Source organism: Micromonospora sp. HK10 (assembly GCF_000982955.1).
GTDB lineage: Bacteria > Actinomycetota > Actinomycetes > Mycobacteriales > Micromonosporaceae > Micromonospora.
The window spans coordinates 33,875-54,709 of the sequence record NZ_KQ058831.1 but is presented as its reverse complement, the minus strand read 5'-3'; the positions used below and the strand labels follow the sequence as shown (position 1 = coordinate 54,709).

Here is a 20,835-nt window from a genome sequence, read left to right as displayed (position 1 = left end):
TGGCGGCCCTCCGGCGGCCTGGGGGGCGTCCGGCGGCCTGGCGGGCGTCCGGCGGCCCGGCGGCCGTCCAGCGGCCGGCGGGGCGGGTCCGTCCGGCGGGCGGCGGGCGGCGCGGGCGGCTGGTCCGCGTACCCTTGGGGTGGGCGTCCTGAGGTGCCGGCCGGCACCGGGACGCCTTGATCATGAGAGGTGGGTCAGTGGCCAACATCGTCAACCTGGACCGGGTGTCCAAGGGGTACGGCGCCGCCGGGCCGCTGCTCACCGACGTCTCGCTCGGCCTCGACGACGCCGACCGGGTCGGCGTGGTGGGCCTCAACGGTGCCGGCAAGTCCACCCTGCTGCGGCTGCTCACCCGCATCGAGGATCCGGACGACGGCCGGGTCACCCACCGCCGCGACCTGCGGGTGTCCTGGCTGCCGCAGACGCTGGAGCTGGCGCCCGAGGCCACCGTCCGCGACGTCGTGCTGGGCACCGCCTGGCTCGGGGAGAGCATGGGCGCCGAGCACGAGTGGGCCGGCGACGCCGGCGTGCGGGCCATCCTCGACGGCCTCGGCATGCCGTACCTCGGCCTCGAAGCGCCCGTCGGCCCGATGTCCGGCGGCGAGCGCCGCCGGGTCGCCCTCGCCGCGCTGCTGGTCCGCGAGGCCGACCTGCTCATCCTCGACGAGCCCACCAACCACCTCGACGTCGGCGGCGTCGACTGGCTGGCCCGGCACCTGGTCACCCGGAAGGGCGCGCTCGTCGTGGTCACCCACGACCGGTGGTTCCTCGACGCGGTCTGCACCACCACCTGGGAGGTCGCCGACCAGACCGTCCGGGCGTACGAGGGCGGCTTCGCCGCGTGGACCCTGGCCCGGGCCGAGCGGCAGCGGGTCGCCGCCGCCACCGAGGCCCGCCGGCAGAACCTGCTCCGCAAGGAGATCGCCTGGCTGCGCCGGGGCGCGCCGGCCCGCACCTCGAAGCCGAAGTTCCGGATCGAGGCCGCGAATGCGCTCATCGCCGACGTGCCGGAGCCGCGCGACACCATGTCGTTGCAGCGGCTCGCCACCGCCCGGCTCGGCAAGCAGGTGTACGACCTCGCGCAGGTCACTCTGCACGCCGGCCCCAAGGAGATCCTGCGCGGCCTCACCTGGCAGGTCGGCCCGGGCGACCGGGTCGCCATCCTCGGCCGCAACGGCGCCGGCAAGACCACCCTGCTGCGCATGCTCGCCGGGGTGACCCGCCCCGACGGCGGCGACTTCACCACCGGGCAGACCGTCCGGCCCGCGTTCCTCTCCCAGGAGCTCGCCGAGCTCCCCGGCCACCTGCGGGTGCTGGAGGCCGTCGAGGAGGTGGCCCGGCGGGTTCAGTTCGGCGACCGGGAGATCAGCGCCGCCCAGCTCGCCGAGATCTTCGGCTTCGACGACCGGCGGCTGTGGACCCCGGTCAGCGACCTCTCCGGCGGGGAGCGTCGCCGGTTGCAGATGCTGCGGCTGCTCGCCGGCGAACCCAACGTGCTCCTGCTCGACGAGCCCACGAACGACCTGGACACCGACACCCTCGCCGCGCTAGAGGACCTGCTCGACTCCTGGCCGGGCACCATCGTGGTGGCCAGCCACGACCGCTACCTCATCGAGCGGGTCACCGACGTCGCGTACGGGATGTTCGGCGACGGCCGGCTGGTGCACCTGCCCGGCGGGGTCGACGAGTACCTGGCCCGGGCCGCCGCCGGTGGCGGTCCGGCGCCCGCCGACCTCACCCCGGCCGCGCCGGGCCCGGTCCGCCAGGGTCTCTCCGCCGCCGAGGTACGCACCGCGAAGAAGGAACTCAGCCGGCTGGAACGGCAGATCGCCAAGCTCGAGCAGCGGGAGGCGACCCTGCACGAGCAGCTCGCCGCCCACGCCACCGACTACGCCAAGGTCGCCGAGCTGGACGCCCAACTCAAGGAGGTGCGGGCCGAGCGGGACCGCACCGAGGAGACCTGGCTCGCCCTCGCCGAGGAGCTGCCGGCGGACTGACCCGCCGGTGGGCAGGGGGTGTGCGGCGTCACAGCTTGGCGTGCGGGACAATCGCTGGCGACCCCTCACCCGAACGGTCTTGGAGACGCAGAGATGTCGCACACCCCCGTCAACCACCCCGCGCGGCCTGTCTACCGGGCGATCGGCGGGCTCGTTGGTCTGTACTTCATCGTCTTCGGCGTGCTCGGCATCATCGCGAGCGCGGGCGACGAGGTGCTCGCCCAGGATGACACCAAGGTCCTCGGCCAGGGCACCAATCTCGGATTCTCGCTGCTGGCGATCCTGCTCGGGGCGGTGATCCTGCTCGGCGTCGTGATCGGCCGCAACCTCGACGTGCTGATCAACCAGTGGATGGCGTACGGGCTGATCGGCCTCGGCCTCGCCGAGCTGGCGTTCCTGCGGACCGACGCCAACATCTTCAACTTCTCGATCATGACCGACATCGTGGTCCTGGTCCTCGCCCTGGTCCTGCTGATGGCCGGCATGTACGGCAAGGTCGGCACCGACGACGAGCACGAGGCCTGGCAGAAGGCTCGGCTCGTGCTCTGATTCCCGCCCGTACCGACGTGGGCCCGGCATCGCGCCGGGCCTTCGGCGTTTCCGGGGACGCGGGTCCGCCGCTGGGGGACAATCGGGGCGAATCGCTCGCTTCGTTGGAGGTTCCCATGGCGCACTTCCCGGTGAACCATCCCGCGCGGCCGCTCTACCGCGTGCTCTCCGGGCTCATCGGCCTCTACATCCTCGTCTTCGGCGTGTACGGCGTGGCCGAGACCTGGGGCGACGGGCTGTTCAGCCGGGAGGACACCAGCGCCCTCGGGCTCCGCACCAACCTGGCCTTCTCCCTGGTCTCCGTGATCTTCGGCGCCTTCCTCATCATCGGCGCGTCCCGGCGCGGCAACCTCGGCCACTACATGAACCTGACCGCCGGAGCCGTCTTCCTGGTCACCGGCATCCTCATGATGTCCGTGCTGCAGACCCAGGTGAACATCCTCAACTTCTCGATGGCGACCGTCATCGTGTCGCTGCTGTTCGGCCTGATCCTGCTCGCCACCGGCCTCTACGACAAGGTCGGCACGGAGGAGCACGCCGAGGAGGAACGCCGCCGCCGCGAGCACCCCATCGCCGAGGCCCACCGCTGACCGGACCGGACCGCCGGTCGGCCCGGCGCCGGCGGATCAACCCGGCTTGCGCACCGTGATCAGCCCCGGCTTCGCCTCCAGGTGCGACAACCCGTTCCAGGCCAGGTTCACCAGGTGCGCCGCCACCGTCTCCTTGCGCGGCTTGCGCACCTCCAGCCACCAGCGGCCGGTCAACGCCACCATGCCCACCAGCGCCTGCGAGTACAGCTCCGCCAGCTTCGGGTCGTAGCCCCGACTGGAGAACTCCGCGCCCAGGATGTGCTCCACCTGGTGCGCCACGTCGTTCAAAACGCTGCTGAAGTTGCCCGTCGCCGACATCAACGGCGACTCCCGGACCAGCACCCGGAACCCGCTGGTCTCCTCCTCGATGTAGGTCAGCAGGGTCAACGCCGCCTGCTCCAGCAACTCCCGCGGATGCCCGGCGGTCAACGCCGTGGTGATCCGCTCCAGCAGCGAACGGACCTCCCGGTCCACCACCACGGCGTAGAGCCCTTCCTTGCCACCGAAGTGCTCGTACACCACCGGCTTGGACACCTTCGCCCGAGCCGCCACCTCCTCGATCGACGTGGCGTCGAACCCGCGCTCGGCGAAGATCTCCCGGGCGATCGAGATCAGCTGCTCCCGGCGCTGGGTCGCGGACATCCGTACCCGGGAAGGGGGCTTGGCCGCCGGGACGGCCCGCCGCCGGGCGGAGCGCGCGTCACTGCCGGGAACGTCGGTCACCCGGCCCATCCTGCCAAACCCGACCGACACCGATCGACCGGTTACCGCGCGGCGCGGCCCCGCACCCGCACCGGCTCCACCAGCTTCGCCGTGATCCGCTCCGGTTTCGGCCACCGCACCGACCAGGCCGCACCGGCCTTCTCCAACAGCCAGATCACCCGCGCCGACGGATCGATCTGCCCGCGTAGCACCCCGTGCCGCGCGCTGGTCGGCTCCGCGTGGTGCAGGTTGTGCCAGCTCTCCCCGAACGACAGCAGCGCCAACGGCCAGAAGTTCGCCGCCCGGTCGCCCTGGCGCACCGCGAACGGCCGCTCCCCGTAGACGTGGCAGATCGAGTTGATCGACCAGGTGACGTGGTGCAGCAGCGCGATCCGGACCAGCCCGCCCCAGAAGAACGCGGTCAGCGCGCCCTGCCACGACCAGGTGACCAGCGCGCCCATCGCCGCCGGCCCGAGCAGCGACACCGCCACCAGCGCCGGGAAGAGCCGGTCCACCCGACGGGTGATCGGATCGCTGAGCAGGTCCGGGGCGAACCGCTCCCGGTTCGACAGCTCCCGGTTGAACAACCAGCCGACGTGCGCGTGGAACAGCCCTCTGGCCAGCCCGCCGATGCTCTCCCCGAACCGCCACGGCGAGTGCGGGTCGCCCTCCTGATCGGAGAACGCGTGATGCCGGCGGTGGTCCGCCACCCACTGGATGATCTCGCCCTGCACCGCGAACGACCCCGCCACCGCCAGCGCGGCGCGCAGCCCGGGCTTCGCCCGGAATGAGCCGTGGGTGAAGTAGCGGTGGTAGCCGACGGTGATGCCGAGCCCGGAGAGCACGTACCAGAAGCCGGCGATCAGCAGGTCGCTCCAGCCCAGCCAGCCACCCCAGGCCACCGGCACGGCGGCGAGCAGGGCAAGGAACGGTACGGCCACGAAGGCCCACAGGGCGATCAGGATTCCCCGGGACTGGTGTCCCTGGGTCAACGGCTTCGGTCCGCTCTCCGGGCCGTTCAGGGTGGTCGACATGGCACCTCCCAGTGGTACGGGCTACGCCTACGTCACCGTAACCAGCGGGCGGCTAGATCGCAGCGGACACCGGCGTTCGCGAATGGGAGGACCTGTCGTACGCCTGTCCTAACCTGCTGGTCGTGACCGACCCGATCGCCGCCGAGGCGCGCCGCCTGCGCGTCGAGGAACAGCTCTCCGTCGCCGAGATCCGGGCCCGCCTGGGCATCGGTCGTGATCGGGTGTACGCGCTGCTGCGCGGGGTGCCACCACCGGAGTGGACCCGGCGGCCGCGCGCCAAGGACGCCGTACGCGCCGATGCGGTCCGGCTGCGCGCCGCTGGTCGGTCGGTCAACGAGATCGCGAAGCAGCTCGGCGTCGCGAAGTCGACCGCGTACCAGTGGGTCAAGCAGCTGCCGCTCGATCCCGACGGTGCGGCGGCGGAGCGGCGGCGGGCGCACTCGAAGGCGATGACCGACGCGCGGTGGGGCGCGTACCGGAATATGCGCGACGCGGCGCAGGCAGCCGAGCACGAGTGCGCCGCCGAGCGCGTCGGTGAGCTCGACGAGCGGGCCCTGCTGTTGCTCGGCGCGGCGATCTACTGGTGCGAGGGGGCGAAGTCCAAGCCGTGGCGCCGCGCGGAGAAGGTGCAGTTCATCAACAGCGATCCCGGCTTGCTCGCGCTCTTCCTCCGATTTTTGGAGAGCTGTGGCGTCGACCGTGCGGTGCCGACGTACCGGGTCAGCATCCACGAGTCGGCCGACCCCGACGCCGCGGTGCGCTGGTGGGCGCAGCGGCTGAGGCTCCCGGTCGAGCGGTTCGGGCGTTCGACGCTCAAGCGGCACAATCCGACGACCGTCCGCCGGAACACCGGCGACGACTACCACGGCTGCCTTGTGATCACCGTGCCGCGTAGCCGCGCGCTCTACTGGCGGATCGAAGGTATGATCGCCGAGCTGTTCCGGATCGCTGACTCAAGCGAGTCTGAAATTAGTGGCCGCTAGGTCTTGATGCTGCGATGGGGTGTGGGGTAACGGCAACCCGCAGGCCTTTGGAGCCTTGAGCTCCTGGTTCGAATCCAGGCACCCCAGCTCAGCCCTGCCGCTCCCACGAGGCGACCTCATTTGTGCGGCCGGATGCGAATTGTGCCGAGCGGCGTGGTTAGCATGACCGCGAGACTGTCGCCGTCCCGACGGGAGCCACGTCGTGTCCCAGCCCCACCTCCGCACCGTTGTCGTGCTCGCCGCCGGTGAGGGCAAGCGGATGAAGTCGGCCCTGCCCAAGGTGCTGCACCCGCTGCTCGGCCGTACCCTCCTCGGACACGTGCTGGCCGCGGCCGCGCCGCTGGGCGCGGACCGCACCGTGGTGGTGGTCGGGCACGGCGCCGACCAGGTCCGCGGGCACCTGGCCGAGGTGGCGCCCGACGCCCTCGCGGTGCTCCAGGAGCGGCAGCTCGGCACCGGGCACGCGGTACGGATCGCGCTGGACGCGGTGCCGGAGGCGACCGGCACGGTCGTGGTGATCAACGGGGACGTGCCGTTGCTGCGGCCGGAGACGGTGGCGGCCCTGGTGGAGGCGCACGAGGGCGAAGGCGCGGCGGCCACGGTGCTCGCCGCCGAGGTGCCGGACCCGACCGGCCTGGGCCGGATCGTGCGGGACGGCGCCGGCCGGCTGGCGCAGATCGTGGAGGAGCGTGACGCCACCGCCGAGCAGCGCGCGCTGCGGGAGATCAACGCGGGCATCTACGCGTTCGACGTGGCCCGGCTGCGGGACGCGCTGGGCAAGCTCTCCACCGACAACGACCAGGGCGAGGAGTACCTGACCGACGTCTTCGGCCTGCTCCGGGACGCCGGGGAGCCGGTGGCGGTGCACTGCGCCCCGGACCACGTGGAGACGTTGGGCTGCAACGACCGGGTCGAGCTGGCCGCGCTGCGCGGACTGCTGCGGGACCGGGTCAACGAGGGCTGGATGCGCAGCGGGGTGAGCATCCTCGACCCGCACACCACCTGGATCGACGTGACGGTGACCGTCGAGCGGGACGCGGTGATCGACCAGAACACCCAGCTCCGCGGCGCGACGCTGGTCGGCGCAGGCGCGCTGGTCGGGCCGGACGTGACGCTGATCGACACGACCGTGGGCGAGGGCGCCACCGTGCTGCGCAGCCACGCGGTGAGCGCGGAGGTGGGCGCGGGGGCCAGCGTCGGCCCGTACGCGTACCTGCGGCCCGCCGCGCGGCTGGCCGAGAAGTCGAAGGTCGGCACCTTCGTCGAGGTGAAGAACTCCGAGCTCGGCGCGGGCGCGAAGGTGCCGCACCTGACGTACGTGGGTGACGCCACGATCGGAGCGAAGGCGAACATCGGCGCGGCGACGATCTTCGTGAACTACGACGGGGTGAACAAGCACCGCACGGTGGTCGGCGAGGGCGCGTTCGTCGGCTGCGACACCAGCCTGATCGCGCCGGTCGAGGTGGGCGACGGGGCCTACGTGGCGGCGGGCAGCGCGATCGCGCAGGACGTGCCGCCGGGCGCGCTGGGGGTGACCCGGGCGCCGCAGCGCAACATCGACGGCTGGGTGGCCCGCAAGCGGCCGGGGACGGTCTCCGCGGCGGCGGCCGAGCGCGCCCGGCTGGCCGTGGAGGGTGCGTCGGACCAGCCCGCTGCCGCAAGTGAAGGTGACTGAATCCACGGGCGGCGCCAGGCCGTGGGTGGAGCGGTGAGCGCGGGGGATACTGCAACCGAATAGTCCCCGGCTCCACGCCGCCGGGAACCACCGACACACGGGAGCAGACGGGCCCATGGGCAGCATCGTCGCCGAAAACCGCAAGAGCCTGATGCTCTTCTCCGGACGGGGCTTTCCGGAGCTGGCCAAGGAAATCGGTGAGGTGCTCGGCGTCGCGCCGACCCCTTCCGACGCGTACGAGTTCGCCAACGGCGAGATCTTCGTACGGTTCAAGGACTCGGTGCGCGGATCGGACGCCTTCGTGGTGCAGTCCGTGACGCACGGGGTCAACACCTGGGTCATGGAGACCCTGATCATGGTCGACGCACTGAAGCGGGGATCGGCCAAACGGATCACCGTGGTGCTGCCGTTCTACCCGTACTCGCGGCAGGACAAGAAGCACCGGGGCCGGGAGCCGATCTCGGCGCGGCTGGTGGCCGACCTGCTGAAGACGGCGGGCGCGAACCGGATCCTGACGGTGGACCTGCACACCGCGCAGATCCAGGGCTTCTTCGACGGCCCGGTGGACCACCTCTTCGCGATGGACGTGCTGGCCGAGTACGTGGAGCACAAGTACGCGGGCCGGCCGATGACCGTGGTGGCGCCGGACTCGGGCCGGGTACGGGTGGCCGAGCGGTGGACGGACCGGCTGGGTGGCTGTCCGCTGGCCTTCATCCACAAGACCCGGGATCCGCTGAAGCCGAACCAGGTGGTGGCGAACCGGGTGGTCGGTGAGGTCGAGGACCGGGTGTGCCTGATCGTGGACGACATGATCGACACCGGTGGCACGATCAGCAAGGCGGCGGACATCCTCAAGGAGTCCGGCGCGGCGGAGATCGTGGTGGCGTCGACGCACGCCCTGCTGTCGGACCCGGCGACCGAGCGGCTGAAGAACAGCCCGATCAGCGAGGTGGTGGTGACCAACACCCTGCCGTTGCCGCCGGAGAAGCAGCTGGACAAGATCACCGTACTGTCGATCGCGCCGCTGCTGGCGCGGGCGATCCGGGAGGTCTTCGACGACGGCTCGGTGACCACCCTCTTCGGCGGCCTCAGCTGAGTTCGGCACCCCCGCCGGCGGGACACCGCACCCTGCCGGCGGGACGCCGCACTCCGCCGGCGGGACACCGCACCCGCCGGCGGGACCGCGCCAGCTCGCGGGACGGTGCGGCTCACGGGCCCGTGCCGGCGCAGCGGGCCGGCTCGGGCCCGCGGGCCCGAGCCGCCGGCGGGAGGACCGCTTCGGTCGGGGGAAAAGTTGGGCTGCGAGGTGTCGCCGGCGGTGATAAGGGGACTGCCGGATGGCCCGGAAATCGCTCGGGTAGACTGGTGCGGTTGCCACGGCGAGGGTGCCCGGCGGGCCGCTGAAAAGCACCGCACGGAGGCGCCGTCATCGACGCGGTGCTCCGGGCAGTCGTTCATGACGCATGAGCCCCAGCGAGCCCCTCGCCCCAGCACCGCAAGACGACAAGCCGCCGCAGCGAAGCATCAGGAGTTTCCCCGTGTCCGAGGTAAAGATCAGCGCCGAGCCCCGCACCGAGTTCGGCAAGGGTGGTGCCCGTCGTACCCGCCGGGCCGGCAAGGTGCCCGCCGTGCTGTACGGCCACGGCGAGAAGCCGAAGCACATCGCGCTGCCGGCGCGTGAGTTCGCCGCCGCGATCCGCAAGGGCGGCGCCAACCAGCTCTTCGCGATCGAGGTGAGCGACGGCACCCAGGTGCTGGCGCTGCCGAAGGCGATCCAGCGCGACCCGATCAAGGACACCTTCGAGCACGTGGACCTGCTGCTGGTCCGCCGGGGCGAGAAGGTCACCGTCGAGGTCCCGGTCCAGCTGACCGGTGAGGCCGCGAAGGACACCCTGATCGTGCACGACCACGACACCCTCTCGGTGACCGCCGACGCCACCAAGGTGCCGGACCACCTGGAGGCGTCGATCGAGGGCGCCGAGGCCGGCACCCAGATCACCGCCGGCGACGTGGAGCTGCCGGCCGGCGTCGAGCTGGTCGCGGACGCCGACCTTCAGGTCGCCTCGGTGACCGCCGCCCCGACCGCCGAGGAGCTGGAGGCCACCCTCCCCGAGGTCGAGGTGGCCGAGGAGGAGGCCGAGGAGGGCGTCGGCGAGGAGACCGCCGAGGCTGCCGAGGGTGCGCCGGCCGAGGGCGAGCCGGCCGCCGAGGAGCCGAAGACCGAGGCCTGATCGGCCCGCAGGCTGTGCGACAGGCGTCCCCGGTTCCGGGGGCGCCTGTCGGCGTATCGGCGCCGGCCGGGCCTCCCGGGCGGTGCGGGCCGCGGCGGGCCGGAGATGACGGAAGGGGCGAGGCGTGACGGACGAGGCGGGGCCCTGGCTGGTGGTCGGCCTGGGCAATCCCGGTCGGGAGTACGCGGGCAACCGGCACAACGTCGGCTTCATGGTGGCCGAGCTGCTGGCCGGCCGGCTGGGCGGGAAGTTCGGCCGGCACAAGCGGGCGGTGGCCGAGGTCGCCGAGGGGCGGCTGGGCTTCGGCGGGCCGAAGCTGGTGCTGATGAAGCCGCTGACCTACATGAACCTCTCCGGCGGCCCGGTGGCCGCGCTGGCCCAGTTCCACAAGATCCCGCCGGGGCAGGTGATCGCGGTGCACGACGAGCTGGACATCCCGTACGGGCAGCTGCGGGTGAAGTGCGGCGGCGGCGAGGGCGGCCACAACGGCCTGCGGTCCATGTCGAAGTCGCTGGGCACGAAGGACTACGTGCGGGTGCGGTTCGGCATCGGGCGGCCGCCGGGGCGGCAGGATCCGGCGGATTTCGTGCTGTCGGACTTCTCCGCGGTGGAGCGCAAGGAGCTGGAGTTCCTGGTGGACCGGGCGGCGGACGTGGTCGAGTCGGTGGTGACCCGCGGGGTGGAGCCGACGCAGAACCTCTACCACGCCGGCTGACCGCGGGCGGGGCTGCGGGTCGCGGCGGGTGGCGGCCGGTAGTCTGCGCTCTTCGGGAGGCGACGCGAGCGACGGGAGCGGAAGACCCATGGCCAATCCTCCGATGATCGACGGGGCGTTCGCCCGCTGGCTCGCGGCGCGGGCCGGGCAGGCGCTGGTGAACCTGCGCGCGGAGCTGGGCTTCACCGATCCGGGGGCGTTGAAGGCGGCCGGGGACAAGGTCTCGCACGACCTGATCCGTACCGAGTTGGCGAAGTGGCGCCCGGCCGACGCGGTGCTGTCGGAGGAGGACGAGGGGTCGCGGCTGGCCTGGACGGCGGAGGTGACCACGGAGGCGGTGCCGCGGTTGACCGCCGACCGGGTGTGGATCATCGATCCGCTGGACGGCACCCGGGAGTTCGCCGAGGAGGGCCGCTCGGACTGGGCGGTGCACGTGGCCCTCTGGGCGCGTCACGCGCCGTCGCCGCACGGGCTGGTGGCGGGCGCCGTGGGGTTGCCGGCGCAGCACCGGGTGCTGGGCACCGACTACCCGCCGGCGTACCCGCCGATGACGTTGGAGGCGGCGACCGCGGGCGGGCGGGTCATCCGGTTGGCGGCCAGCCGCAGCCGGCCGCCGGTGTTCCTCACCGATCTGGCCGAGGAGGTCGGCGCCCATCTGGTGCCGATGGGTTCGGCGGGCGCGAAGATCGCCGCGGTGGTGACCGGCGAGGTCGACGCGTACATCCACGCCGGCGGGCAGTACGAGTGGGACTCGGCCGCTCCGGTGGCTGTGGCGACGGCCACCGGGCTGCACGCTTCCCGGATCGACGGTTCTGCGCTGAAATACAACGAGGCCGACCCGCGCCTGCCCGACCTTCTGGTCTGCCGGAAGGATCTCGCCAGTCGGTTGCTTGCAGCGTTGCAGCGGCATTCCGGGTAGCCTGAGCGTCTTCTTGACGAGTCCGACCGGAAAGGTCTGGAATTCGATGAACGGACACCTGTCATGACGTCCCCGGCGGCGTACCAGGTCTCGCACCTCGACGCGCTCGAGGCGGAGAGCATCTTCGTGATGCGCGAGGTCGTCGCCGAGATGGAGCGGCCGGTGCTGCTCTTCTCCGGCGGCAAGGACTCGATCGTGATGCTGCGGCTGGCGCAGAAGGCGTTCGCCCCGGCCAACATCCCGTTCCCGGTCATGCACGTCGACACCGGGCACAACTTTCCCGAGGTCATCGAGTACCGGGACCAGCGGGTCGCCGAGCTGGGCCTGCACCTGATCGTGGCGAGCGTGCCGGAGGCGCTGGCGGCCGGGCTGGTCCGGGAGTCGGCGGACGGGATGCGCAACCGGATCCAGACCCCGGTGCTGCTGGACGCGGTGGAGAAGCATCGCTTCGACGCGCTCTTCGGCGGCGCCCGGCGGGACGAGGAGAAGGCCCGCGCCAAGGAGCGGGTGTTCAGTTTCCGCGACGAATTCGGCCAGTGGGATCCGAAGAACCAGCGCCCCGAGCTGTGGTCGCTCTACAACGGCCGGCACCACCCGGGCGAGTCGATCCGGGTCTTCCCGCTGTCCAACTGGACCGAGCTGGATGTCTGGCACTACATCGCCCGGGAGCGGATCCCACTGCCGTCGATCTACTACGCGCACGAGCGCGAGGTGATCGAGCGGGACGGCATGCTCTACGCGGTCAACGAGTTCATCCGACCCAAGGCGGGCGAGGAGCGGTTCAAGGCGCAGGTGCGCTACCGGACCGTGGGCGACGCCTCCTGCACCGCGGCGGTCCGGTCCGACGCCGACACCGTGGAAAAGGTGATCGAGGAGGTGGCCGCCACCCGGATCACCGAGCGCGGCGCGACCCGCGGCGACGACCGGGTCAGCGAGGCCGCCATGGAGGACCGCAAGCGGGAGGGCTACTTCTGATGAGCGTCGAGGCTCTGGCCCAGGCCGACAGTGAGACGGCACGCCCGATGGACCTGCTGCGGTTCGCCACCGCCGGCAGCGTCGACGACGGCAAGTCGACCCTGATCGGCCGGCTGCTGTACGACACGAAGTCGCTCTTCACCGACCAGCTCGCCGCGGTCGAGGCGGTCAGCGCGGCCCGGGGCGACGAGTACACCAACCTGGCGCTGCTCACCGACGGCCTGCGGGCGGAGCGGGAGCAGGGCATCACCATCGACGTGGCGTACCGGTACTTCGCCACGCCGCGGCGCAAGTTCATCATCGCGGACACCCCCGGGCACATCCAGTACACCCGGAACATGGTGACCGGCGCGTCCACCGCCGACCTGGCGCTGATCCTGGTGGACGCCCGCAAGGGCCTGGTGGAGCAGTCCCGCCGGCACGCGTTCCTCTGCTCGCTGCTGCGGGTGCCGCACCTGGTCCTCTGCGTGAACAAGATGGACCTGGTCGACTGGTCGGAGGAGGTGTTCGAGCGGATCTCCGACGAGTTCACCGCGTTCGCCGCGAAGCTCGACGTGCCGGACCTGACCGTGGTGCCGATCTCCGCGCTCAAGGGCGACAACATCGTCTCCCGGTCGGAGAACATGCCCTGGTACGAGGGCCCGTCGCTGCTGCACCACCTGGAGCGGGTGCACATCGCCAGCGACCGCAACCTGGTCGACGTGCGGTTCCCGGTGCAGTACGTGATCCGCCCGCAGTCCACCACGGTCACCGACTACCGGGGGTACGCGGGCCAGGTGGCCTCGGGCGTGCTCAAGCCGGGCGACGAGGTGATGGTGCTGCCGTCCGGGTTCACCAGCCGGATCGCCTCGGTCGAGACGGCCGACGGCCCGGTGGCCGAGGCGTTCCCGCCGATGTCGGTGACGGTCCGGTTGACCGACGAGATCGACATCTCCCGGGGCGACCTGATCTGCCGGCCGAACAACGCCCCGGCCGTCGCGCAGGACATCGAGGCGATGGTCTGCTGGATGGACGAGACCCGCCCGTTGCAGATCGGCGGCAAGTACGCGATCAAGCACACCACCCGCTCGGCGCGGGCCATCGTGCGCGGGCTGCACTACCGGCTGGACATCAACTCGCTGCACCGCGACGACGCGGCCGGCGAGCTGAAGCTCAACGAGATCGGCCGGGTCCGGCTGCGGACCACCGTGCCGCTCCTCGCCGACGAGTACCGGCGGAACCGCACCACCGGCGGCTTCGTGATCATCGACGAGGCCACCAACCGGACGGTCGGCGCCGGCATGATCGTCGAGATGGGCTGAGGCCCCACCCCGGTGTCCGGCGGCGGCCCTGGTCAACCCGGCGCGGGTCGGCCAGGGCCGCCGCCGTTCAGTCGAGGCGGGTGACGCCGCCGGTGGGGTGCACGGCACGGGTGGCCGGGGCGGCGAAGCCGCGCTCGGCGTACGCGGCGGCCACGGCGTCCGCCACCGCGTCGGCGGCGGACGCGTCGACCAGGGCCAGCACGCAGCCGCCGAAGCCACCGCCGGTCATCCGGGCCCCGTACGCCCCGGCGGCCAGCGCCGCCTCGACCGCGGTGTCGATCTCGGGCACGGTGATCTCGAAGTCGTCGCGCATCGACGCGTGCGAGGCGGTCAGCAGAGGCCCGATCTCCCCGACCCGGCCGGCGCGCAGCAGCGCGACCGTGTCGAGCACCCGCTGGTCCTCGGTGACCACGTGCCGGACCCGGCGGCGGGTCTCGTCGTCGGGCAGTTTCGCCAGCGCCGCGTCGAGGTCGGCCGGATCGACGTCCCGCAGGGCGGGCACGCCGAGGATCCGCGCCGCCTCCTCGCAGGACCGGCGGCGGGAGGCGTACTCGCCGTCGGCGTGCCGGTGCGGGGCGCGGCTGTCGACCACCAGCACGGCCAGCCCGGCGGCGTCCAGGTCGAACGGGATCTGGTCGACCTGCTCGGTGCGGCAGTCCAGGAAGAGGGCGTGCCCGGCCCGGCCCCGGATCACCGCCGACTGGTCCATGATCCCGGTGGGCGCGCCGACGTAGTCGTTCTCGGCGTGCTGGGCGAGCCGGGGCCACCGCTCGGCGGGCAGGTCCAGGTTGCCCAGGTCGACCAGGGCGGCCAGCACCGCGGACTCGATCGCCGCCGACGAGGAGAGCCCGGAGCCGACCGGCACGTCCGAGGCGACCGCGAGCCGGGCGCCGGGGACCGGCTGGCCGGCGGCGCGCAGCGCCCACACCACGCCGGCCACGTAGGCGGCCCAGCCGGGCACCCGACCGGGCTCGTCGGCCTCCTCCGGCCCGAACCCCACCGGCTCGTCGTCCAGCTCCGACCAGACCGTCCAGCGCGGCTCGTCGCGAGGCGCCGCGGCGACGACGGTACGCATCGGCAGCGCGAAGGGGAGCACGAAGCCGTCGTTGTAGTCGGTGTGTTCGCCGATCAGGTTGACCCGGCCGGGAGCCGCCCAGCGGCCCGCCGGCTCGGCGCCGTACCGCTGCCGGAAGCCCGTGGTGGCGCGGGCCGCGACGTCGGCGCTCGCCGTGCCGGCCGCCGTCCGCGGCTGCGGGCTCGCAGGCCCGGCTCGCTCCTCGCTCCGCGCGCTCACGCTTGTTCCAGGACGTGCTCGCGGTAGAACGCCCAGGCGTCGCCGACCATGTCCTGCAGCGTCGGCTTGCCCGGCACCCAGCCCAGCTCGTCGCGGGCCAGCGCGGCGGAGGCGACCAGCTCGGCGGGGTCACCTTCGCGGCGCGGGGCCATCTCGACCGGCACCGGGTGGCCGGTGACCTCCCGGACCACCTCGATCACCTGCCGGTTGGTGAAGCCGTTGCCGTTGCCCAGGTTGTAGATCCGGTGCTGGCCCGGGGTGGCGGCGCCCAGCGCCAGCAGATGGGCCCGGGCCAGGTCCTCGACGTGGATGTAGTCGCGAACGCAGGTGCCGTCGACGGTGGGGTAGTCGTCGCCGAAGAGCTGGAGCTTGTCGCGCCGGCCGGCGGCCACCTCGAGGGCGAGCGGGATCAGGTGGGTCTCCGGGTCGTGCCGCTCGCCGATGGTCCCCCCGCCGTGCCGGTACGCCCCGGCGACGTTGAAGTAGCGCAGCGAGACCGCGCCCAGGCCGTGCGCGATCGCCTCGGAGGTGAGCGCCATGTCGACGGCCAGCTTGGTGGCCCCGTACGTGTTGGTGGGGGCCTTCACGGCGGTCTCCGGGATGGGCAGCTCGGTGGGGTTGCCGTAGACCGCGGCGGTGGAGGAGAAGACCAGCCGGGGCACCCGGGCGGCGCGGACGGCGTCGAGCAGGGCGAGCGACCCGATGGTGTTGGCCCGCCAGTAGAGCTCCGGCTTGACCATCGACTCGCCGGCGGCGATCAGCGCGGCGAAGTGCAGCACGCCGTCGAAGCCGGCGTCCGGGGCGAGCACCCGGGCGGCCTCGTGGATCGGCAGGTCGACGTGGGTGGCGTCGGGGGCGAGGGCCGCCCGGTGTCCGGTGCGCAGGTCGTCCAGGACGGTGACGTCGTGGCCCTCGTCGAGCAGCATCCGGGTCACCACGCTGCCGATGTAGCCCGCACCGCCGGTGACGAGCAGTTTCACGTCGCTTCCTCCCGCCTGGCCGCCGCGGCGGCGGCCGTCCTTGATCACCCTATGGTGGCCGTCGCGCCAGGGCTGCCAGTGCACCACCGCCATCCCACCACGTTCCGCCATGATTGAACAGATCCGAACATCGGCCGGCTCGGGCGGCGAGGGCTGTCTACCATCCAACCCATGCGGGAGGCAGGTGGTCCCGGGCTCCGGCGCCGAGCGTCGGGGCGGCCACGGCGCGAACCCGGCCCCGTCGCCCGGACCGTCGCCCGGCTCCTGGTCCGCGCCGCCGACGGGGCGACCCGCCTGGTCACCGACCTGCTCGGGGCCAGCCCGACCGCCGGCCGGGAACGGATCACCGAGGCCGAACTGCGCGACCTGGTGGCCGCGAACACCCTCCTCGACCCCGACGAGCGCCGGATCATCGACGAGGTGCTGGTGGCCGGCGCCCGCCTGGTCCGCGAGGTGATGGTGCCCCGCACCGAGGTGGTCTTCCTCTCCGCCGGGCTCACCGTGGCCGAGGCCGAACGCCTGGTCCGGGCCGAGACGCACACCCGCTACCCGGTGGTCGACGGCACCCACGACGACGTGGTCGGCTTCCTCCACCTGCGCGACGTGCTGCTGCGCCCCGAGCGCGACCGGTGCGCCACGGTGGGCGAGCTGACCCGCGAGGTGAAGCGGCTGCCCGGCAGCAAACGGGTGCTCGCCGCGCTCACCGAGATGCGCCGGGAAGGCCACCACCTCGCCGTGGTCGTCGACGAGTACGGCGGCACCGCCGGCATCGTCACCTGCGAGGACCTGGTGGAGGAGCTGGTCGGCGAGATCCACGACGAGGACGCCGTCCCGCCCGAACCGGCCCCCGCCGGCCTGCCCGCCGTGGTGGACGGCCGGCTCAACCTGGCCGACTTCGCCGAGCGGACCGGGGTGCCGCTGCCCGCCGGCCCGTACGAGACGGTCGGTGGCTTCGTGATGGCCGCCCTGGGCCGGCTGCCCGTCACCGGCGACGAGGTGCCGGTCTCCCCGGTCACGCCGGACGCCGGCCGGCCCGATCCGGACGACCCGCCGGGCGGGTGGCTGCTGCGGGTACTCGCCCTGGAGGGGCGGCGGGTGGCCCGCCTCGCGGTCTCCGCCGCCCGCGTGCCGGAGCAGCGGCGTGAGCCGTACGCGCCGGTCATGACCGCCGACAATCGACCCGCCGGCCCGTCATGACGCGCGCCGGGGCTTGCTGACAGAATTGCCGGCATGTCCGACGTACCCGCCCGCCCGCGCGTCTTCTCCGGCATCCAGCCGACGGCCGACTCGTTCCACCTCGGCAACTACCTCGGCGCGCTGCGGCACTGGGTGGCCCTGCAGGACAGCCACGACGCCTTCTACTGCGTGGTGGACCTGCACGCCATCACCGCCGGCCACGACCCGAAGCTGCTCAAGCAGCGCAGCCGGGTCGCCGCGGCGCAGCTGTTCGGCCTGGGCCTCGACCCGGAACGCAGCACCCTGTTCGTCCAGTCGCAGGTGCCCGAGCACCCGCAGCTGGCCTGGGTGCTCGGCTGCATCACCGGGTTCGGCGAGGCGAACCGGATGACCCAGTTCAAGGACAAGGCGCAGAAGCAGGGCAGCGAGCGGGCCAGCGTCGGCCTCTTCACGTACCCGGTCCTGCAGGCCGCCGACATCCTGCTCTACCAGGCGCACGCGGTGCCGGTCGGCGAGGACCAGCGGCAGCACCTGGAGCTCTCCCGGGACCTGGCGCAGCGGTTCAACTCGCTGTTCGGGCCGACCTTCACCGTGCCCGCGCCGCACATCGTCAAGGACACCGCCAAGATCACCGATCTGCAGGACCCGACGGCCAAGATGTCGAAGTCGTCCTCCTCGCCGGCCGGCATCATCGACCTGCTCGAGGAGCCGGCCCGCTCGGCCAAGAAGATCCGCTCCGCGGTCACCGACACCGGCCGCGAGATCGTCTTCGACGCCGAAGGCAAGCCCGGCGTGTCCAACCTGCTGACCATCTACTCGGCGCTCTCCGGACGGAGCATCGACGACCTGGTCGCCGCGTACGACGGCAAGGGTTACGGCGACCTCAAGAAGGACCTCGGCGAACTGGTCCGGGACTTCGTCACCCCCATCCAGCAGCGCACCCGCGGCTACCTGGACGACCCGGCGCAGCTGGACAAGCTGCTCGCCCAGGGGGCGGAGAAGGCCCGGGCGGTCGCCGCGGCGACGCTGGCCACCGTCTACGAGCGGGTCGGCTTCTTCCCGCCGGTCCGGTCCGCTTAGCGGACCCGCGCGTCGGAGAGGGTGTGCGCAGTCGGTGGCCGGAAGGGTGGCGCGGAGCGTGGCTGGCAGGGACGGAGCGCCGGACGCCGGCGACACCATCCAGATCGGGATCGCGGTGGACATCCCCGAACCGTGGGGCGGGCTGCTCACCCGCCGCCGGATCGAGGCCGGTGACCCGCAGGCCGTCCCCGCCCACGTCACCCTGCTCGGGCCGACCGAGATCCCGGTGAGCGCCCTGCCCGCCGTCGAGGAGCACCTGGCCCGGGTGGCCGCCACCCACCTGCCGTTCACCCTGCACCTGCGGGGCACCGGCACGTTCCGGCCGGTCACCCAGGTGGTCTTCGTGACGGTCGCGGCCGGGATCAGCGAGTGCGAGGTGCTCGCCGCGGCCATCAACGCGGCGCCCGAACTGCACCGGGAGGCGCGCTTCCCGTACCACCCGCACGTCACCGTGGCGCAGGACGTCCCGCCGGAGGTGCTGGACAAGGCGTACGAGGACCTGGCGGACTTCTCGGCGCTGTTCGAGGTCGAAGCCTTCACCCTCTTCTCGCACAGCGGAGCCACCCGGTGGCAGCCCCGCCGCGACTTCCGGCTCGGCGGTTGAGCTGAGCGCGCCGCTGGCCACCGCGTTCCCCACGGATCGGCGAGGATGACGGGGTGAACCTGCTCGGCCGGATCGAGAGCGCGCTGGGCCGCCGGATCGACGCGGCGCGGGGCCGGTGGCCGACCTTCGACCACCTGTGGCGGGCCGGCACCCTCTACGCCGACCTGCTGGCCGGGCGGCTGGCCGCCGCGATCGCCTACTACGGCTTCTTCGCGGTGTTCGCGCTCGCCCTGGTCGCGTACTGGATCTTCGGCACGATCCTGCAGGACAACGCCGAGGTCAGCGAGGCGGCCGCGGACTTCCTGGCCGGGAACCTGCCGTTCCTCGACCCGCAGCAGATCGCCGAGAGCAGCAACACCGTCGGGGTGGTCGGTCTGATCATCCTGGTGGTGACCGGGATCGGCTGGGTGGAGGCGATCCGCTCCTCGCAACGGCTCATGTACGGGCTCAACCAGCAGCCCGGCAACCTGGTGGTCCGCCGCCTGGTCGACCTGGGCGTACTGGTCGCGGTCTTCGTGCTGCTCGGGGTGTCGGTGGCCGCCGTGGACGCGCTGGAGTCGCTGCTGCGGTTCCTGCTGCGCAGCACCGGCTCGGTCGGCCTCACCACGGTCAGCGCGGTGCTCAGCGTGCTGGTCAACGCGGTGCTCGCGGTGGCGCTGCTGGTGGCGGTGCCCCGGCTGCGGATGAGCCGGCGCCGGCTGCGGCCGGTGGTGCTGCTGGTCGCGGTCGGTATCACCCTGCTCAACACGGTGGGCCGCTACTACGTGGTCCGCACCGAGCGGAACCCGGCGTACACGGTGGTGACCACCGCGGTCGGCCTGCTGCTCTACCTCTACCTGCTCAACCAGTTGGTGCTCTTCGGCGCGGCGTTGGCCGCCACCAGCCGGTACGGCCGGGTGGTGGACCTGGCCGAGGGCGCCAGCGCGCGGGAGGTGGACGTCGAGATCGACGAGGAGACCGAACCGGGCACACCGGGAGGAGCGGGATGAGCAGCCGGATCAGGATCGACGCCGACTCGGCGGTGCCCCCGTACGAGCAGGTGCGCGGGCAGCTCGCCGGCATGATCGGGGACGGGCGGCTGCCCGTCGGCACCCGGCTGCCCGCGGTCCGGCAGCTCGCCGCCGACCTCGGCCTGGCGGTGAACACGGTGGCCCGGGCGTACCGGGAACTGGAGTCCGCCGGGCTGGTGCAGACCCGGGGGCGGCACGGGACCATGGTGGCCCCGGGGCGGGACGACGCCACCGACCGCCTGCACCGGGCGGCCGCCGGGTACGCCGCCGAGGCGGCCCGGCTGGGCGTACCGCCGGACCGCGCCCTCGCCCTGGTCCGTGCGGCGCTGAACGCCGGTACGCCCGGTTAGGAGTGACCGCCGGAGCGGAGGGACTTGGGGGCAATGCGGCCCGCGCCCGCGCCGGGAACGACCATGATGGGCCGGTGGGCGCACTCGTGACACTGGACCTGCCGGACGACTCGCCGATGCTCGGCCTGCCGTGGATCATCACCTTCGGCCCGCTGGGCGACGGCGACGAGTGGGAGCCCGTCGTCTGCGGCCCGTACGAGCGGCCCCACGCGCTCGCCCTGGCCGAGGCGGTGGTCGCCGAGGAGCAGCTGATGGCGGTGGTGGAGCCGCTGGTGCCGGCGCTGACCCCGGAGGAGATCCGCAGCGAGATCGCCGCCGCGCAACTCGCCGCCGAGGACGAGGCGGCCCGGCTCGACGAGGCGGACCTGTACGGCGACTTCGAGGACGTCATCGACGAGGAACTGGAGTTGGCCGCCGAGCGGGAACCGGAACCGCAGCCGGCGAACCCGCCCAGCGCCGAGGAGGTCCACGCCGGCTTCGCGCGGATCGCCACGCTGCTCGCCGCCCGGGGCGCCTGAGCGTCAGGGCTGCCGTCGCCGCCCGGTCGGACCCGGCAGCCGAGGGCGGCCGACCAGAACCGGGCCATCGGATCGAGGTCGCCGGCGTCGAGGGGCGTGCCGCGCCACGCGTGCGGTCATCCCCCGTCGTACCGCACGGTCCCAGATGGACA

At 72.6% G+C, this 20,835-nt stretch carries 20 protein-coding genes, 1 tRNA gene and 1 pseudogene; 18 read left to right on the top strand and 4 right to left on the bottom strand.

Annotated features, from left to right (window positions below):
- Positions 1-197 precede the first annotated feature (197 nt).
- From LQ51_RS17460 to LQ51_RS17450, 3 genes are all read left to right on the top strand, one after another.
- Positions 198-1,997, top strand: coding sequence for an ABC-F family ATP-binding cassette domain-containing protein (locus LQ51_RS17460; protein ID WP_046567084.1), 1,800 nt, complete (start codon positions 198-200; stop codon positions 1,995-1,997).
- Between the two features lie 93 nt (positions 1,998-2,090).
- On the top strand, positions 2,091-2,546 hold the full coding sequence (locus LQ51_RS17455) for a DUF4383 domain-containing protein (protein WP_046567083.1): 456 nt from the start codon (positions 2,091-2,093) through the stop codon (positions 2,544-2,546).
- A gap of 116 nt (positions 2,547-2,662) precedes the next feature.
- Complete coding sequence (locus LQ51_RS17450; RefSeq protein ID WP_046567081.1) at positions 2,663-3,136, top strand: DUF4383 domain-containing protein; 474 nt, start codon at positions 2,663-2,665, stop codon at positions 3,134-3,136.
- 36 nt (positions 3,137-3,172) lie between these two features.
- Here LQ51_RS17450 and LQ51_RS17445 read toward each other — a convergent pair whose 3' ends face one another.
- Together LQ51_RS17445 and LQ51_RS17440 are read right to left on the bottom strand one after the other, a co-directional pair.
- Entirely contained in the window at positions 3,173-3,859 is a 687-nt protein-coding gene (locus LQ51_RS17445; RefSeq protein WP_046567096.1) for a TetR/AcrR family transcriptional regulator, read from the bottom strand.
- Positions 3,860-3,900: 41 nt separating this feature from the next.
- Entirely contained in the window at positions 3,901-4,872 is a 972-nt protein-coding gene (locus LQ51_RS17440) for an acyl-CoA desaturase (RefSeq protein WP_046567080.1), read from the bottom strand.
- 122 nt (positions 4,873-4,994) lie between these two features.
- Between LQ51_RS17440 and LQ51_RS17435 the strand changes: the two genes are divergently transcribed.
- The 9 genes and pseudogenes from LQ51_RS17435 (at position 4,995) to cysN (ending at position 13,671) form a co-directional block, all read left to right on the top strand.
- On the top strand, positions 4,995-5,855 hold the full coding sequence (locus tag LQ51_RS17435) for a helix-turn-helix domain-containing protein (RefSeq protein ID WP_046567078.1): 861 nt from the start codon (positions 4,995-4,997) through the stop codon (positions 5,853-5,855).
- 15 nt (positions 5,856-5,870) lie between these two features.
- A tRNA-Gln gene (locus LQ51_RS17430) sits at positions 5,871-5,942 on the top strand.
- 115 nt (positions 5,943-6,057) lie between these two features.
- Positions 6,058-7,593 (top strand): annotated as a pseudogene (gene glmU, locus LQ51_RS17425) (bifunctional UDP-N-acetylglucosamine diphosphorylase/glucosamine-1-phosphate N-acetyltransferase GlmU).
- A 52-nt stretch (positions 7,594-7,645) separates the two neighbouring features.
- Positions 7,646-8,626, top strand: a complete 981-nt coding sequence (locus LQ51_RS17420) for a ribose-phosphate diphosphokinase (protein ID WP_046567077.1) — start codon at positions 7,646-7,648, stop codon at positions 8,624-8,626.
- Between the two features lie 442 nt (positions 8,627-9,068).
- On the top strand, positions 9,069-9,761 hold the full coding sequence (locus LQ51_RS17415; RefSeq protein WP_046567075.1) for a 50S ribosomal protein L25/general stress protein Ctc: 693 nt from the start codon (positions 9,069-9,071) through the stop codon (positions 9,759-9,761).
- Positions 9,762-9,885: 124 nt separating this feature from the next.
- A complete protein-coding gene (gene pth / locus LQ51_RS17410) occupies positions 9,886-10,476 on the top strand; it encodes an aminoacyl-tRNA hydrolase (protein ID WP_046567072.1) in 591 nt (196 codons plus the stop codon).
- Positions 10,477-10,564: 88 nt separating this feature from the next.
- A complete protein-coding gene (locus LQ51_RS17405) occupies positions 10,565-11,395 on the top strand; it encodes an inositol monophosphatase family protein (protein WP_046567069.1) in 831 nt (276 codons plus the stop codon).
- A gap of 63 nt (positions 11,396-11,458) precedes the next feature.
- On the top strand, positions 11,459-12,370 hold the full coding sequence (cysD, locus tag LQ51_RS17400; protein WP_046567067.1) for a sulfate adenylyltransferase subunit CysD: 912 nt from the start codon (positions 11,459-11,461) through the stop codon (positions 12,368-12,370).
- Positions 12,370-13,671, top strand: a complete 1,302-nt coding sequence (cysN, locus tag LQ51_RS17395) for a sulfate adenylyltransferase subunit CysN (protein ID WP_046567065.1) — start codon at positions 12,370-12,372, stop codon at positions 13,669-13,671. The genes cysD and cysN overlap by 1 nt, the downstream gene beginning before the upstream one ends.
- A 67-nt stretch (positions 13,672-13,738) precedes the next feature.
- Here the strand turns inward: cysN and galK are convergent, their stop codons facing one another.
- Entirely contained in the window at positions 13,739-14,965 is a 1,227-nt protein-coding gene (gene galK / locus LQ51_RS17390; RefSeq protein WP_082159498.1) for a galactokinase, read from the bottom strand.
- A complete protein-coding gene (gene galE / locus LQ51_RS17385; protein WP_231605785.1) occupies positions 14,962-15,891 on the bottom strand; it encodes a UDP-glucose 4-epimerase GalE in 930 nt (309 codons plus the stop codon). Before galE ends, galK begins: the two co-directional genes overlap by 4 nt.
- A gap of 225 nt (positions 15,892-16,116) precedes the next feature.
- On the opposite strand from galE, the gene LQ51_RS17380 reads away from it, so the two are divergent.
- From LQ51_RS17380 to LQ51_RS17355, 6 genes are all read left to right on the top strand, one after another.
- Positions 16,117-17,142 carry a hemolysin family protein gene (locus LQ51_RS17380; protein ID WP_046567060.1) on the top strand — a complete coding sequence of 342 codons (1,026 nt, stop codon included), beginning with the start codon at positions 16,117-16,119 and terminating at the stop codon, positions 17,140-17,142.
- A gap of 33 nt (positions 17,143-17,175) precedes the next feature.
- Positions 17,176-18,201 (top strand): tryptophan--tRNA ligase, encoded by a 1,026-nt coding sequence (gene trpS / locus LQ51_RS17375; protein WP_046567058.1) that lies wholly within the window; start codon positions 17,176-17,178, stop codon positions 18,199-18,201.
- Between the two features lie 34 nt (positions 18,202-18,235).
- A complete protein-coding gene (locus LQ51_RS17370) occupies positions 18,236-18,805 on the top strand; it encodes a 2'-5' RNA ligase family protein (RefSeq protein ID WP_046567056.1) in 570 nt (189 codons plus the stop codon).
- A gap of 53 nt (positions 18,806-18,858) precedes the next feature.
- Positions 18,859-19,794 carry a YihY/virulence factor BrkB family protein gene (locus tag LQ51_RS17365; RefSeq protein WP_046567053.1) on the top strand — a complete coding sequence of 312 codons (936 nt, stop codon included), beginning with the start codon at positions 18,859-18,861 and terminating at the stop codon, positions 19,792-19,794.
- Positions 19,791-20,165: a GntR family transcriptional regulator gene (locus tag LQ51_RS17360; RefSeq protein ID WP_046567051.1), complete on the top strand. Its 375-nt coding sequence runs from the start codon at positions 19,791-19,793 to the stop codon at positions 20,163-20,165. The genes LQ51_RS17365 and LQ51_RS17360 overlap by 4 nt, the downstream gene beginning before the upstream one ends.
- A gap of 74 nt (positions 20,166-20,239) precedes the next feature.
- A complete protein-coding gene (locus LQ51_RS17355; RefSeq protein WP_046567050.1) occupies positions 20,240-20,683 on the top strand; it encodes a hypothetical protein in 444 nt (147 codons plus the stop codon).
- Positions 20,684-20,835: the final 152 nt, after the last annotated feature.